The sequence below is a fragment of the Streptomyces afghaniensis genome, assembly GCF_044327915.1.
In the GTDB taxonomy this organism is placed as follows: Bacteria; Actinomycetota; Actinomycetes; order Streptomycetales; family Streptomycetaceae; genus Streptomyces; species Streptomyces afghaniensis.
On the sequence record NZ_JBIRGJ010000003.1, the window covers coordinates 771,641 to 786,619 of the forward strand.

The 14,979-nt window shown below is 73.3% G+C and carries 12 protein-coding genes; 7 read left to right on the plus strand and 5 right to left on the minus strand.

Annotated elements, in window-relative coordinates; genetic code table 11:
- The first annotated feature begins 224 nt into the window (after positions 1–224).
- Positions 225–4,379 (plus strand): nSTAND1 domain-containing NTPase, encoded by a 4,155-nt coding sequence (locus tag ACH4G3_RS13875; RefSeq protein WP_397624643.1) that lies wholly within the window; start codon positions 225–227, stop codon positions 4,377–4,379.
- Positions 4,380–4,553: 174 nt separating this feature from the next.
- Here ACH4G3_RS13875 and ACH4G3_RS13880 read toward each other — a convergent pair whose 3' ends face one another.
- From ACH4G3_RS13880 to ACH4G3_RS13895, 4 genes are all read right to left on the minus strand, one after another.
- A complete protein-coding gene (locus ACH4G3_RS13880) occupies positions 4,554–5,129 on the minus strand; it encodes a GNAT family N-acetyltransferase (protein ID WP_397624644.1) in 576 nt (191 codons plus the stop codon).
- Positions 5,130–5,872: 743 nt separating this feature from the next.
- Entirely contained in the window at positions 5,873–6,397 is a 525-nt protein-coding gene (locus ACH4G3_RS13885; protein ID WP_397624645.1) for a DinB family protein, read from the minus strand.
- A 9-nt stretch (positions 6,398–6,406) separates the two neighbouring features.
- Positions 6,407–6,871, minus strand: a complete 465-nt coding sequence (locus tag ACH4G3_RS13890) for a hypothetical protein (protein WP_397624646.1) — start codon at positions 6,869–6,871, stop codon at positions 6,407–6,409.
- Positions 6,872–6,918: 47 nt separating this feature from the next.
- Positions 6,919–7,785: a bifunctional DNA primase/polymerase gene (locus tag ACH4G3_RS13895; protein WP_397624647.1), complete on the minus strand. Its 867-nt coding sequence runs from the start codon at positions 7,783–7,785 to the stop codon at positions 6,919–6,921.
- 328 nt (positions 7,786–8,113) lie between these two features.
- Between ACH4G3_RS13895 and ACH4G3_RS13900 the strand changes: the two genes are divergently transcribed.
- From ACH4G3_RS13900 to ACH4G3_RS13925, 6 genes are all read left to right on the plus strand, one after another.
- Positions 8,114–8,440, plus strand: a complete 327-nt coding sequence (locus ACH4G3_RS13900; RefSeq protein ID WP_397624648.1) for a hypothetical protein — start codon at positions 8,114–8,116, stop codon at positions 8,438–8,440.
- Positions 8,441–8,599: 159 nt separating this feature from the next.
- On the plus strand, positions 8,600–9,583 hold the full coding sequence (locus tag ACH4G3_RS13905; RefSeq protein ID WP_397624649.1) for a bifunctional MaoC family dehydratase N-terminal/OB-fold nucleic acid binding domain-containing protein: 984 nt from the start codon (positions 8,600–8,602) through the stop codon (positions 9,581–9,583).
- Entirely contained in the window at positions 9,580–9,963 is a 384-nt protein-coding gene (locus tag ACH4G3_RS13910; RefSeq protein WP_397624650.1) for a MaoC family dehydratase, read from the plus strand. Before ACH4G3_RS13905 ends, ACH4G3_RS13910 begins: the two co-directional genes overlap by 4 nt.
- Positions 9,960–11,132: a lipid-transfer protein gene (locus tag ACH4G3_RS13915; protein ID WP_397624651.1), complete on the plus strand. Its 1,173-nt coding sequence runs from the start codon at positions 9,960–9,962 to the stop codon at positions 11,130–11,132. Before ACH4G3_RS13910 ends, ACH4G3_RS13915 begins: the two co-directional genes overlap by 4 nt.
- Positions 11,133–11,264: 132 nt before the next feature.
- Complete coding sequence (locus ACH4G3_RS13920; RefSeq protein ID WP_397624652.1) at positions 11,265–11,825, plus strand: SigE family RNA polymerase sigma factor; 561 nt, start codon at positions 11,265–11,267, stop codon at positions 11,823–11,825.
- A gap of 157 nt (positions 11,826–11,982) precedes the next feature.
- Entirely contained in the window at positions 11,983–13,626 is a 1,644-nt protein-coding gene (locus ACH4G3_RS13925) for a long-chain fatty acid--CoA ligase (protein ID WP_397624764.1), read from the plus strand.
- A gap of 64 nt (positions 13,627–13,690) precedes the next feature.
- Here the strand turns inward: ACH4G3_RS13925 and ACH4G3_RS13930 are convergent, their stop codons facing one another.
- Entirely contained in the window at positions 13,691–14,902 is a 1,212-nt protein-coding gene (locus ACH4G3_RS13930; RefSeq protein ID WP_397624653.1) for an MFS transporter, read from the minus strand.
- Positions 14,903–14,979: the final 77 nt, after the last annotated feature.

Consider the following 14,979-nt stretch of genomic DNA (forward strand, 5'->3'; position numbering starts at 1 on the left):
CGTCCGGCACCGGTCCCTCCCCTCGTGGGGACCGGTACCGAACGGTGGGGGCACTTCGTCTGACGGTGCTGGAACTTGACCGGATGAGTGCGCTGCTGCGTCCGGATCCTGCCAGTTCCGCCCGCCGACGAGGAGTCTCCGGTTCCGGGTGGGCCGTATTGCCGCAGGTCAGGCATATAGAGTGAGTTTTCCGGTCCGGACGTCCAGGCGCGGGGAGTTGAGGAGTGGAGACCTTGGGTTCCGACTCCGGGGCACGCACGGCCTTCGCGGAGCGCCTCGCACTGCTGTACAAGGAAGCCGGGAACCCGCCGCTCAAACGTGTGTCCGAAGCGGTCGCCCGGCTCCAGCGGGTCGACGAACGCGGGCGTCCCGTCCGGGTGTCCGCGCAGCGCATCAGCGACTGGCGCCGGGCACGGAACGTACCCGCCCAGTTCACCGCCCTCGCGGCGGTGCTGCACGTGCTGATCCCCGAGGCGCGGCGCGCGCGGCCCACGCCGGTGTCCCCGGGCCTGTACGACCTCGGCCAGTGGCAGCGGCTGTGGGAGGCGGCGGTGGCCGGCCCGGTCGGCGAGCGCGGCCCGGACTCCGCGGAGCAGGGGCGGCCGGACGCCGAGGCCCCGCCCGCGCCGCCCGCAGGGGTGTGCCCGTACCGGGGGCTGGCCTCGTACCGCAGGGAGGACGCCCGGTGGTTCTTCGGCCGGGAGCGGAGCACGGACGCGCTCGTCGCCCAGCTCCGGGCCGTGGCGGGGACGGGCGGCCTGGTCATGCTCGTGGGCGCCTCGGGTGCGGGGAAGTCCTCGCTGCTGAACGCCGGGCTGGTGCCCGCCCTGCGGGACGGGGTGCTGGACGAGGACCTGGACGGCGGCGCCCGTGGTGACGGCGAGGACGGCGGTACCGGCGGTGGTGACGGCGCCGGCCGGGGCCGCCGGGCAACGGAGGTCGTCCAGCTCGTACCCGGCGGTCATCCCCTGGCGGAGCTGACCCGGTGCATCCCCGAGCTGGCGCCGGTCGTCCCGGCCGGGGCCGCGGCCGACGCACCCGGCGCGGAGGACTCCGTCGTCCCCGCCGCAGTAGGCCCAGGCGTCCCCGGGGCGGAGGACCCCGTCGTCCCCGCCACCGTGGGCCCACGCGTCCCCAGGGGCCCTGACGTCCGCGCCGCCGTCGCCGCCTGGGCGCGGCGTGCGGCGCCGTCCGGCGCACGGCCGGTCGTCATCGTGGACCAGTTCGAGGAGACGTTCACCCTCTGCTCCGACGAGGCGGAGCGGCGTGCCTTCGTCGAGGTCCTGCACGCCGCCTGTTCGCCGGCCGGCGACGGCGAGCAGGCCCCGGCTGTCGTGGTGCTGGGCATACGGGCCGACTTCTACGAGCAGTGCCTGAGGTATCCCGAGCTGGCCGACGCGCTCCAGCACCGGCACATGGTGCTCGGCCCCCTGACCACCGCGGAGCTGCGCGAGGCGGTGACGGGCCCGGCCAAGGCCGTCGGCCTGGAACTGGAGCCGGGCCTGGCGGAGCTGATCGTCCGGGAGGTGAGCGCCGACGGCCCGCGCGGGGCGCACGACTCGGGAGTGCTGCCGCTCCTCTCGCACGCCCTGCTCGCCACCTGGCAGCGCCGGAAGGCGGGCCGGCTGACGCTCGCCGGGTACCGTGCGGCCGGCGGCATCCAGGGCGCGGTCGCGGCGACCGCCGAGCGGGCCTGGTCCGGTCTCGACCCGGCGGCGCGCACGGCGGCCCGGCTGCTCCTGCTGCGGCTGGTCCGGCTCGGCGAGGACACCCAGGCCACGCGCCGGCGGGGCACCCGGCGCCAGCTGGCGGAGGAGTCGACCGACCCGGGCAAGACCGAGGAGTCCCTGGAGGCGCTGGTCCGCGCCCGGCTGGTGACGCTCGACGCGGAGACCGTGGAGATCACCCACGAGGCGCTGCTGCACGCCTGGCCGCGGCTGCGCGACTGGATCGACGACGACCGGCAGGGCAACCTGCTGCGCCAGCGCCTGGAGGAGGACGGCCGGGCCTGGGAGGAGTCGGACCGCGACACCTCGCTCCTCTACCGGGGCTCCCGGCTGGAACAGGCCCACGGATGGGCCAAATCCGCCGGAGACACGTTTCTGACCCGGAGCGCGGTGGAGTTCCTGGCCGCCTCGGTCAGGCTGCGCCGGCGCATCATCTGGATCAGCCGGGGCGCGGTGGCGACCCTGGTCGTGCTGGCGGTGCTGGCCGTCGGGGCGGCCGTCGTCGCCTGGAAGCAGCGGGACGAGGCCGTGTTCGAACAGGTGCTCGCCCAGGCCGACCGCGTCCAGTACACGGACCCCTCGCTGTCCGCGCAGCTCGACCTGGTGGCACACCGGCTGCGGCCGGACGACAAGGGCGCGAGCAGCCGTCTGATCTCCATCGTGAACGCCCCGCTGTCCACGCCGCTGGTCGGCCACAGCGGCGCCGTCTACCTCACGACGTTCAGCCCGGACGGCCACACCCTCGCCACCGCGAGCTACGACCGGACCGTACGGCTGTGGAACGTGACCGACCCGAAGCGTCCGAAGCCCCTGGGCAAGCCGCTCACCGGCCACACCAGCTGGGTCAGCAGCGCGGTCTTCAGCCCGGACGGGCGCACCCTGGCCAGCGCCTCCGACGACGGCACGATCCGGCTGTGGGACGTGACCGACCCCGGCCGGCCGAAGCAGCTCGGCAAGCCCCTGACCGGCCACGACGGCACGATCTACCTGGTCGCCTTCAGCCCGGACGGGCGCACCCTGGCCTCCGTCGGCGACGATCACACCGTACGGCTGTGGGACGTGGCCGATCCGCGCCGGCCGGCGGCACTGGGGAAGCCGCTGACCGGGCACAAGGCCGCCGTGCGCTCGGTGGCGTTCAGCCCGGACGGCCGGACGCTGGCAGCCGGCGACGACGACGGCACGATCCGGCTGTGGGACGTGACCGATCCGCGGCGTCCGGAGCCGGTCGGGGAGCCGCTGACCGGCCACACCGCCACGGTGCACTCCGTGGCCTTCAGTCCCGACGGCCGTACGCTCGCCAGCGGCAGCTCGGACAACACCGTCCGGCTCTGGAACATGGCCGACCGGCGTCACCCGGCAGCGATCGGGACGCCGCTCACCGGCCACACCGGCCCGGTGTGGTCCGTGGCCTTCAGCCCCGACGGCAGCATGCTCGCCGCCGCCAGCGCGGACAGCACGGCGAGTCTGTGGAAGGTCGGTGATCCGGCGTACCCGTCGCAGGTCGGCGCGCCCCTGGCGGGCAGCAGCGGCGAGATGTACGCGCTCGGTTTCAGCCCCGACGGGCGCACCCTGGCCACCGGGTCGGGCGACAACAAGGTCCGGCTGTGGGCGCTGCCGACGGCGGACATGATCGGCCGGACCGGAGCGTTCCGGCCGGACGGGCGGGTGCTCGCGACGGCGGCGCTCGACGGACGGGTCCGGCTGTGGGACGTACGGAAGCCCGGCAGGCCCGTGCCGATGGGCGAACCGTTCCGGCCGAAGGGCGGCGTGCGCTCCCTGGAGTTCTCCGCGGACGGCCGCACCCTCGCGGTGGTGACGGGGAACCGGGCCTTGCAGCTGTGGAACCTCGGCGATCCGGACCGCCCCGTCCCGCACGGGTCCCCCGTCCCCCTGCGCATCCGGTTCGCCGACCCGCTGGCCTTCAGCCCGGACGGGCGCCTGCTGGCGACCGCCGACGACGACCGCACCGTCCAGCTGTGGGACATCGGCGACCCGTCCCGTCCCCGCCCCCTCGGCGCGCCCCTCACCGGTCACAAGGGGTACGTCAACTCCCTCGTCTTCAGCCCGGACGGCCGTACGCTCGCCAGCGGCAGCGCCGACGGCACGATCCGGCTGTGGAACGTGACGGACCCCGGACGTGCCGTGCTGCGCGGCGCGCCTCTCAAGGGTCATCTCGGAGCGGTCAACGTCCTCGCCTACAGCCCCGACGGGAAGACGCTCGCCAGCGGCGGCGACGACAACTCGGTCCGGCTCTGGGGAATGGCGGACCCCTCGAAGGCATCGGAGCGGACGAGCCTCACGGGCCACACCGAGGCCGTCGTGTCCCTGACGTTCAGCCGGAGCGGCCATACCCTGGCCAGCGGCGGCAACGACAGCACCGTACGGCTCTGGAACCTCTCCGACCCCGCCAGGGCCACCGCGATCGGCCAGTCGATGAGCCCCAACGCCAAGAGCGGCGGCACCTTCCTGTCGTTCAGCCCGAACAGCCACATGATCGGGGTGTCGAGCGGCACCGACACCATCCGGCTGTGGAACCTGGACGTCGACGAGGCCGCACGCCGCGTCTGCACGATGACCCGGGGCGTTCTGACGCCGGAGACCTGGGGCGAGTACCTGCCCCGGCTGTCCTACGACCCGCCGTGCGAGCCCTGACGGGTCCGGGCCGCCCAACAGGCCCTGCAATCACCGCAGTTGAGTGATACGAGTCACACCAGCGGCTTTGCTGACGAACAGTCGCTTCCGATGGGCAAGCGCTTGTTACCCTTGGCCATAGCCCGACCGCTGGTGCATCCCCCGTCGCCAGCGGTCGGGCATTTCCGTGTGCGCTTAAGTGCGCAGGTCGAGCCGCATCAGGATCCGGGGATGACCGGCCAGCACCGAGGTGGTGGCTGCCGCGTAGGTGAAGCCGGCGCGCTCGAAGTTCTTCCGCAGGCCCGGGTACGCCATCGTCAGGTCGACCTTGGCGTCGCCGTTGTCGAGCGGGTACGCCTCGATCGCCGGTGCGCCGTGGGCCCGGGCGAACTCGACCGCGCCGGCGATGAGGGCGTGCGAGATGCCCTGTTTCCGGTGGCCGGGGCGTACCCGGACGCACCACACCGACCAGACGGGCAGGTCGTCGACGTGCGGGATCTTGCGGTTGCGGGCGAAGGAGGTGTCCGCGCGCGGGGCGACAGCGGCCCAGCCGACCGGTTCGTCGCCGTCGTAGGCGAGCACGCCGGGCGGGGGCTCCTGGTGACACAGCTCGGCGACGTACTCGCCTCGGGCCGGTCCGCGCAGTTCGTTGTTGAGCTTGGAGGGGATCCGGTAGCTCAGACACCAGCAGACGTTCGCACCGGGCGCCTTCGGCCCCAGCACGGCACGGACGTCGTCGAAGACCGTGGCCGGCCGGACGTCGATGCTCATGCCACCACGATGCCACGCACGACCCGGCTGCGCCGTCCGTCCGGTCGTGCCGCCCGTCCGGTCGTGCCGTCCGATCGTGCCGTCCGTCCGCCCGCGCCGTCCGCCCGGCCGCGCCGCCCGGCCGCGCCGCCCGCCCGCGCCGCCCGCCTGCCCGCCCGCCCGGTCGCGCCGCCCGGTCGCGCCGTCCGTCCGGGTCGCGCCGTCCGGCCGCGCCGTCCGTCCGTCTGCGCCGTCCGTCCTCGCCGTCCGCCCATCCATCCATCCATCCGTCCGCCCGTCAGTCCGTCCGCCCGTCAGTCCGTCCGCCCGTCAGTCCGGCCGCGCCGCCCGTCCGGCCGCGACGTCCGCCCGTCAGTCCGGTCGGCCTCGCCGTCGGCCCGCGCCGTCCGGTCGCGCCGTCCGGTCGCGCCGCCCGGTCGCGCCGTCCGTGCGGTCGCGCCGTCCGCCCGTCAGTCCGCCGGTCGCGCCCTCCGTCCGACCGCGCCGCCCGTCCGTCTGCGCCGTCCGTCCGTCTGCGCCGTCCGTCCTCGCCACCCGCCCGCCCGCCCATCCATCCATCCATCCGTCCGCCCGGCCGCGCCGCCTGTCCGGCCGCGCCGCCCGTCCGGCCGCGCCGTCAGTCCGGCCGCGACGTCCGCCCGTCAGTCCGGTCGGCCTCGCCGCCCGGCCGCGCCGCCCGGCCGCGCCGCCCGTCCCGCCCCCCTACGCCTTCAGCCGCGAAGAACGACGAGCCCGACCCCCCCTCATGCCGACGCCGCCCTCAGCATTCGCAGGTGGCCGATTTCCGTCACGTTCTTCATCAGTTCCGCGTTCACCCAGGCCGCCATGCGCGCGACCGTGTACTGCGGGTCGTTCTGCCAGGGGAAGGGTGCCGCGGTGTCCAGGTCGGGGTCTGTGAGGCCGTTCAGGACGGTCAGCCACTCCGTGTGGAGGCCGCGCAGCCAGTCGATGGTCGGCGTGCCCTCGCCGGGCCAGGCGATGTCCGTGCGGTCGCGGGGCGGGCGGCCCTGCGCGTGGTCGAGGGCCACGCTCCACCACCAGCCGATGTGCCAGCTCACCCAGGCGATGGTGGGGACGGGCACGGGGTCGGGCTCGGTGTCCGCCCAGTCCGGTACCCAGGTGCCGTCGGGGCCCCTGCGCATCGTCCAGCAGAGCGGCGCGGGCTCCCAGAGGAAGTCCTCCGGCTCCAGCCGCTCCAGGTGGTACTCGAACAACGACCAGGTCAACTCGTGCTGCCAGCGCAGCAGTTCCGTCCGGGAAGCGCTCATCGGACGACCCTACGCAAGAGCCCGGGCGTCCCGCGCCAGTCCAGCCCAGTCCAGGTCCCGCAGCCCCGGCTCCGCGTCGCAGCCCGACGGCAGGCGAGGCGTGGCCTGGAACCAGAGGACGGTGAGCCGGGAGCGGTAGGCGACCGGATCGCGGGCCGGATCGAGGGCCGTGGAGTGGAACGTGCCGACGCAGGCCACGGCGGGCAGGACCTCGACGGGTCCGAGGCCGCCCGCGTACTGGTCGGGGTATTCGCGCCGGGGCGGGAGCAGGTGGACCGGCGTACCGGGGCGGGCCCGCTCGGCGGAGCGCAGCAGGCCGCGGATCCGCAGGTCGTTCACCGGCTTGCAGGGATAGCCCTCCAGCAGGTCGCCGTACGTCGACGTGAAGCGCAGCTCGGCGAGATCCACCGAGCGGCCGGAGGCCAGGACGAGACGGGCGAGCGCCAGGGCCGGCGATGTGACGTGCTGTCGCATGGAGGTCTTTCGGTGTTCAGGAGGGGGCCAGGGCATGACCCCCTAGTTCACGGCCGGTGCCCCGTCAGCCGCGCCGCCGACGCGATCGTCGCCCGGGCCTCGCGCTCGGACAGGCCGGTGCCCCGTGCGGCGTCGACCAGCGCGTCCACGAGCGCGGGGCCGATGCCGTCCTCGTAGGCCCGGCAGGCCGCCCAGAACAGCCGGGTGTTGCGCTGGCCCTCGTGCGCGGCGAGGACGAACTGGACCAGGCCCTGGCCGTGTCCGCCGGTCGCCGGGGGTGTGGGGTGGTGGGCGCGGGGCGGCGGGAGGAGCAGGCGCAGGAGGGAACGCGGGCAGGGTGCGGGGGGCAGGTGCGCGGTCCCCGGGGCCGCGGCGTACACGCCCTGGCCGGTGCGGGAGCCGGGGCCGACGACGTAGCCGCCGGCGCCCCGGATGTCGATGCCGGGGGCGAGGCGGCCGGCCGAGTTGGGGACGACCACGTCGGGCGGGCCGCTCAGCCAGAGGTGTCGGCCGCCGGACGGGGTCACGACGACCACCGTCGGCGGGATGGTGAACAGGTGCCGCAGCGCCAGCTCGCGCAGGGCGGCCGAGGAGTCCGTGCCCGTCTTCACGTCCAGGTCGATGCCGATCAGATGGTGCGGGGGCAGGCCGCAGGCGATGCCGTAACCGGTCGCCCAGGGCGCCGCGGCGAACAGTTCGCGGATGCGGGCGGGGTCGCTGGACGCGTCGTAGACGCCGTGGCCGAGCCGGCCGCACTCGCCGTGGCAGGGGGAGGGGTCGGGGTCGTCGCGGTGCGGGGAACGCAGCGCCGGGAGCTTGGTGCGGGACAGGGGGAGGACGGCCAGTCCGCGTTCGGCGGCTGACAGGGCGTGTGCGAGGGCCAGCGTCGTGGCCTGCCGGTCGGTGGTGGCCATGCTCCTAGTTTCGTACGTGCGTTCGAAAAAGGAAAGAGGGAGCCGGTGTGACGCGCCGGGGCGGAGGGACGGGCGGGAAAGCGTGGGAACGCTTCGGCCCTTGCTGCACCTGGGTTCGAACGCCCTCTTCTGCTCTCGTCCGGGGCGGAAGTGACACGAAGAGGTTTATCGACTTTTCGTCACGCTTGAGTGCGAAAGGCGGCTTCCTGGGTGGTTCGTCGGGATTCAGTGGGCAAGTCTGGCCTCGCGACGTCGTGCACCGCACCGGGGCGGTCGGCCAACTTCCCTGGTATCAGCCGAACTTCTGAAGTCCTGGAGGGACAACAACATGGCAAGTACCCGTACCGGCCGAGTCATCGCCGCCGTCTCCGCCCTGCCGCTCGCGGCCGCCCTCTTCGCCGGTGTCGCGACGGCGGACAACGGCTCCATCGCGGACAACGGATCGAACGCGTCCGCCACGGAGGCCGAGCAGGGCCTCCTCGGCAGCGGCGTCGGCGGCGACAACTTCGGCAACGCGGCCACCACGCAGCAGCAGGCCGTCGGCGAGGGTGTCTCCACCCAGAGCAACACCGCCCAGGTCAACGGCACGGAGCCCACGACCGTCAACCAGGGAAACGCCAACACCGCCGTCACCTTCTCCCCGCTGTGGTGGTGAGCTGAGCGGGCCGGTGCACCGGCATCGGCCCGCGTCCTGTGGGTGTGCTTCGTGGGGTGACGAGCGCCTGTGCGGCGGTACTCCGGTACCGCCGCACAGGCGTTTTCGGCGGCTGCGAGGTCTTGACGGCATCACTTATCTGACGGACAGTCAGAAACCGTGAGCGGTGACCCGGAGATCCACGAGGAGCACGAGGGGTTCGAGGCGCGTCTGAAGGCCTACGAGGGCCGCCCGGCCGCCGCCACCGGGGCCGGCCGGGACCCCGTCAACGAACCGATGATCAGGCACTGGTGCGAGGCCATGGGCGACACCAACCCGGCGTACACGGGCCCGGACGCCATAGCTCCCCCCACCATGCTCCAGGCGTGGACCATGGCCGGCCTCTCCCGCCGCCCCGAACGCACGGCGGCCTACGACGAACTCCTCACCCTGCTCGACGAGTCGGGCCACGACGCGGTCGTCGCCACCGACTGCGAGCAGGACTACCTCCGCCCCCTGCGCCCCGGGGACGAGATCACCTTCGACTCGGTGATCGAGTCGGTGTCGGAGCGCAAGACCACGAAACTGGGACCCGGCTACTTCGTCACCACGCGCACGGACATCAGGGCGGGCGGCGAACTCGCCGGCACCCACCGCTTCCGCATCCTTAAATACGCCCCCGCACGCCGCCCGAGGAATCCGGCGAGGAATCCGGCGAGGAATCCGGCGAAGAAGCCGCCGACGAAACCGCCGAAGAAGCAGGAGGAGCGCCGCCCCCGTCCCGTCGTCAACCGCGACAACGCCGGCTTCTGGGAGGGCGTGGCGCGCCACGAGCTGCTGATCCAGCGCTGCACCGGCTGCGGCACCCTGCGTTTGCCCTGGCTGCCGGGCTGCAACAGCTGCGGCTCCCCGGACTGGGACACCGTCGGGGCGTGCGGCGAGGGCACGGTCTACTCGTACGTCGTCATGCACCACCCGCCCTTCCCGGCCTTCGCGCCTCCCTTCGCGGTCGGGCTGATCGAGCTCGCCGAGGGGGTGCGGATCGTTAGCAACGTGGTCGGAGTGCCGTACGACGAGGTGCGGATCGGGATGCCGGTGCGGCTGGAGTTCCGGCAGTGCGACGACGAGCTGGTGCTGCCGGTCTTCCAGGGGGTGACGCGGTGAACCCCGGCGACCGCCTCCCGCCGCTGGAGATCCCGGTCACCCGCACCCTGATCGTCGCCGGGGCGATCGCCTCCCGGGACTACCAGGACGTGCACCACGATCCGGAGCTGGCCCGGCAGAAGGGCTCCCCCGACATCTTCATGAACATCCTGACGACCAACGGCCTGGTCGGGCGGTACATCACCGACCGGTTCGGGCCCCGGGCCGAGCTGCGCCGGGTGGCGATCCGGCTGGGCGCGCCCAACCACCCCGGGGACACGATGGTGCTGACGGGCACGGTCGAGAAGGTCGACGGGGACATCGTGACGGTCCGGGTCGTCGGCGCGAACGGCATCGGCAAGCACGTCACGGGCACGGTGACGGTGAGGGTTCCGGCATGAGCCTGAGAGGGCGGGACGGTCTCGGCGGACGCGCCGCCATCGCCGGTATCGGGGCCACCGAGTTCTCCAAGGACTCGGGCCGCAGCGAACTGCGCCTGGCCGTCGAGGCCGTGCGGGCGGCCCTCGACGACGCGGGCCTCACCCCGGCCGACGTGGACGGGATGGTCACGTTCACCATGGACACCAGCCCCGAGATCACCGTCGCCCAGGCGGCGGGCATCGGCGAGCTCTCCTTCTTCTCCCGGATCCACTACGGCGGCGGCGCGGCCTGCGCCACCGTCCAGCAGGCGGCCCTGGCGGTCGCCGCGGGCGTGGCGGACGTCGTCGTCTGCTACCGGGCGTTCAACGAGCGCTCGGGCCGCCGCTTCGGCTCCGGGGTGCGGCACCGGGAGCCGTCCGCGGAGGGCGCGGCGCTCGGCTGGGTGCTGCCGTTCGGCCTGCTCACCCCGGCCTCGTGGGTGGCCATGGCGGCCCAGCGCTACCTCCACACGTACGGGCTGACCCCGGAGGCCTTCGGGCACGTGGCCGTCGTCGACCGCAAGTACGCGGCGACCAACCCGGCGGCCTACTTCCACGGCCGGCCCATCACCCTGGCCGAGCACGCCGCGTCCCGCTGGATCGCCGAGCCGCTGCGGCTGCTGGACTGCTGCCAGGAGACGGACGGCGGACAGGCGCTCGTCGTCACCTCCGTGGAGCGGGCCCGTGACCTGCCGCACCCGCCCGCCGTGATCGCGGCGGCCGCCCAGGGCGCCGGACGCGCGCAGGAGCAGATGACCAGCTTCTACCGCGACGACCTCACCGGCCTGCCCGAGACGGCGGTGGTGGCCCGGCAGCTGTGGCGCACCTCGGGACTCGCACCGGCCGACATCGACGTGGGGATCCTCTACGACCACTTCACCCCGTTCGTTCTGATGCAGCTGGAGGAGTTCGGCTTCTGCGGCCCCGGCGAGGCGCCGGACTTCGTGGCCGAGGAGTGCCTGCCGCTCAACACGCACGGCGGGCAGCTGGGGGAGGCCTACCTGCACGGGATGAACGGGGTGGCGGAGGCCGTCCGGCAGATCAGGGGGACGGCGGTGAACCCGATACCCGGTGCGGAGCGGGTCCTGGTGACGGCGGGGACGGGCGTGCCTACGTCGGGACTCGTACTGACCGCCGACTCTCAGGGTTGACCCGCAGTACCCGGGGTCCTCCGCTCCACCTACAGGAGGTGCGGCGGACCCCACCCCTACAACCTGAGGGGGACCCCGCTTCGGGACCTGCGGCCGATCCGCTGACGGCGGCCCCGCTCATAGCGTTGAGCCATGACCCCACTCGTCTGCACCAGCGCGTCGAAGGCCGCTGCACCAGCGGCGCAGACCCTTCCGTACCCGTCGTTCTCGTCGTACGTCAGGGCCCGCCAGCCGGTGCTGCTGCGTACCGCCCGCTCGCTCACCGGCAACCCGAGCGACGCGGAGGACCTGTTGCAGACCGCGCTCACCAAGACGTACGTCGCCTGGGAGCGTATCGAGGACCACCGCGCCCTCGACGGCTATGTGCGCCGGGCGCTGCTGAACACGCGGACGTCGCAGTGGCGCAAGCGCAAGGTCGACGAGTTCGCCTGCGAGGAGCTGCCCGAGCCGGAGCCGGTGCCCGGCGGTGACGACCCGGCCGAGCAGCAGGCGCTGCGTGACGCGATGTGGCGGGCGATCATGCGGCTGCCGGCCCGGCAGCGGGCGATGGTGGTCCTCAGGTACTACGAGGACCTCAGCGAGGTCCAGACGGCGGAGGTGCTCGGGGTTTCGGTGGGCACGGTGAAGTCGGCCGTCTCCCGTGCGCTCGGCAAGCTCCGCGAGGACGCTGAGCTGGGGCTTGTGCGTCAGTGAGCGGATCTGTCGGTCCCCGCTGAGCGGTTCCGTCGACAGCCGTGGGGTGATCGATCACCCGGTCCTAGTGACATACCGCGCGGTATGTGCGCAGAATCAGCGCAACCTTTACCCCCGCGCAGGCAATGTCGCCCAGGAGGACGCCGTGCTGAGCACCATGCAGGACGTACCGCTGTTGATCTCGAGGATCCTGACCCACGGGTCGACGATCCACGGGACATCGCAGGTGACCACCTGGACCGGTGAGGACGAGCCGCACCGCCGCTCCTTCGCCGAGATCGGCGCCCGCGCGGCCCAGCTCGCACACGCCCTGCGCGAGGACCTCGGCGTCGCCGACGACGACCGGGTCGCCACCCTGATGTGGAACAACGCGGAGCATGTGGAGGCCTACTTCGCGATCCCCTCCATGGGCGCGGTCCTCCACACCCTGAACCTCCGGCTCCCGCCCGAGCAGCTGGCCTGGATCGTCAACCACGCGGCCGACCGGGTGATCATCGCCAACGGTTCGCTGCTCCCCCTGCTCGCCCCGCTGCTCCCGCACCTGAAGACGGTCGAGCACGTGGTCGTCTCCGGCCCCGGGGACCGCTCCCTGCTCGCGGACGCGACCGCGCGGGTCCACGAGTACGACGACCTGATCGCCGGCAAGCCCACCTCGTACGACTGGCCGCAGCTGGACGAACGCCAGGCCGCCTCCATGTGCTACACCTCCGGCACCACCGGCGACCCCAAGGGCGTGGTCTACAGCCACCGCTCCATCTATCTGCACTCCATGCAGGTGAACATGGCCCAGTCGATGGGCCTGACCGACGAGGACACCTCGCTGGTCGTGGTGCCGCAGTTCCATGTGAACGCGTGGGGGCTGCCGCACGCGACCTTCATGACCGGCGTGAACATGCTGATGCCGGACCGCTTCCTCCAGCCGGCCCCGCTCGCCGCGATGATCGAGGGCGAGAAGCCGACCCATGCCGCCGCCGTCCCGACCATCTGGCAGGGCCTGCTCGCCGAGCTGACCGCGCATCCCCGCGACGTCTCCTCCCTCACCCAGGTCACCATCGGCGGCTCGGCCTGCCCGCCGTCCCTCATGGAGGCCTTCGACAAGCTGGGCATGCGGGTCTGCCACGCCTGGGGCATGACGGAGACGTCCCCGCTCGGCACGATCGCCCGTCCCCCGGCCGGTGTGGCCGGCACGGAGGAGGAGTTCGCCTACCGCCTCACCCAGGGCCGTTTCCCGGCCGGCGTCGAGGCCCGGCTGACCGGCCCGGGCGGCGAGCGCCTCCCCTGGGACGGCGAGTCGGCCGGCGAGCTGGAGGTGCGCGGCCCGTGGATCGCCGGCGCCTACTACAACGGCCCGGACGCCGACCCCCTCCGCCCCGCCGACAAGATCAGCGAGGACGGCTGGCTCAAGACGGGCGACGTGGGCACGATCTCCCCCGACGGCTACCTCACCCTCACCGACCGGGCCAAGGACGTCATCAAGTCCGGCGGCGAGTGGATCTCGTCGGTGGAGCTGGAGAACGCCCTCATGTCCCACCCCGAGGTGGCCGAGGCCGCCGTCGTCGCCGTCCCCGACGAGAAGTGGGGCGAGCGCCCCCTGGCCACGGTCGTCCTCAAGGAGGGCGCGACCGCCACCTTCGAGACCCTGCGCGCCTTCCTCGCCGACGAGGGCAGCATCGCCAAGTGGCAGCTCCCGGAGCGCTGGACGGTCATCGAGGCGGTGCCGAAGACGAGCGTCGGCAAGTTCGACAAGAAGGTGCTGCGCAGGCAGTACGCCGAGGGGGAGCTGGACGTCACCCGGCTCTGATCCGGGCACGCCCGGCCTGACCGCCGTCACCCTCGTACGGCGGTCAGCCTCCCCCCGACCGCCGTCACCGTCGTACGGCGGTCAGCCCCCACCCCAGCACCAGCCACACGCCCGCCACCGCGCACACCCCGCCCCAGCCGAAGTGGCTGAAGGCGAACCCGGCGAGGGCCGAGGCGCCGGCGCCGCCCGCGAAACCGGCGACCACATAGGCGGTGTTGGCGGTGGCCGGGGTGGACGTGGCGGTCAGGGCGAGGGTCTGGTTGGCGACGTGGGACGCGACCAGCGCCGCGTGGATCAGCACCGCGGCGGCGAAGAGCGCGCCCAGCGTGTGCCCGCCCAGCCAGAACAGCGGCACGGACACGGCCGCGAGCAGATACGCGGACCGCACGACACGCGCCGCCCCGAACCGGTCGACGAGCCCGCCGGCCGGCGGCGCCACCGCACTCGCCGTCAGCCCGAACAGCCCGAAGAGCCCGGCCGTCGCGGTGGACAGCCCGTACTCCGGGCCCGTCAGCAACAGGGCCAGCGAGGTCCACAGCGCGCTCCACGCCCCGAACATCCCGGCCTGCCGCAGGCACGCGCGCCACAGGTCGGGCGAGTGGCGCAGCACCGAGGGCAGCGCGGCGAGCCCGGCGAACAGCGGTCCTTCCCGCCGCCGTTGTGACGGCAGGACGAGGACGGTCGCGAGCCCCAGGACGAGGGTGAGCACGGCCGCGCCCGCGAACACCCACCGCCACCCGAAGGCCTGCCCGGCCAGTCCGCCCAGCACCCGGGCGGCGACGATGCCGGCGAACAGGCCCGCGATGACGGCCGCGACATGGCGGCCACGCCGCTCGGCCGGGGCGCGTTCGGCGACCAGCGGGACGAGCAGCTGCGGGATGACGGTCGCCGCCGAGGCGACGAACATGGCGACCGCGAGGGCGGTGACCCCCGGGGCGGCCGCACTCGCGACCAGCGCGGCGGCGGTGACGAGCGTCAGCCCGCCGACCAGCCGCCGCCGGTTCGCGCTGTCGCCGAGCGGGGCGAAGAAGAGCAGGCCGACCGCGTAGCCGAGCTGGGCGACCGAGGCGATCCAGGCGATGGCCGAGGGCGCCGAACCGAAGTCGCGGGCCATGAGCGAGAGCAGCGGGGCGGCGAGGTAGATGTTGGCGGCGGTGACCGCGCTGCACACGGCGATGAGAGTGAGGAAGAGACCGGGAGCGGGCGTACGCGCCTCCGGCACGGGGGCGGTGCCGGCCGGGCGGGACGTGCTCGTGGCTGTGGTCGCTGACGGCATGGAAGGAGGACTCCTTGGAGTCGGCTCTAACAACTAACTGGTTGGTTGGATGATGGGGCAACAGTGTGAGCGGCCCT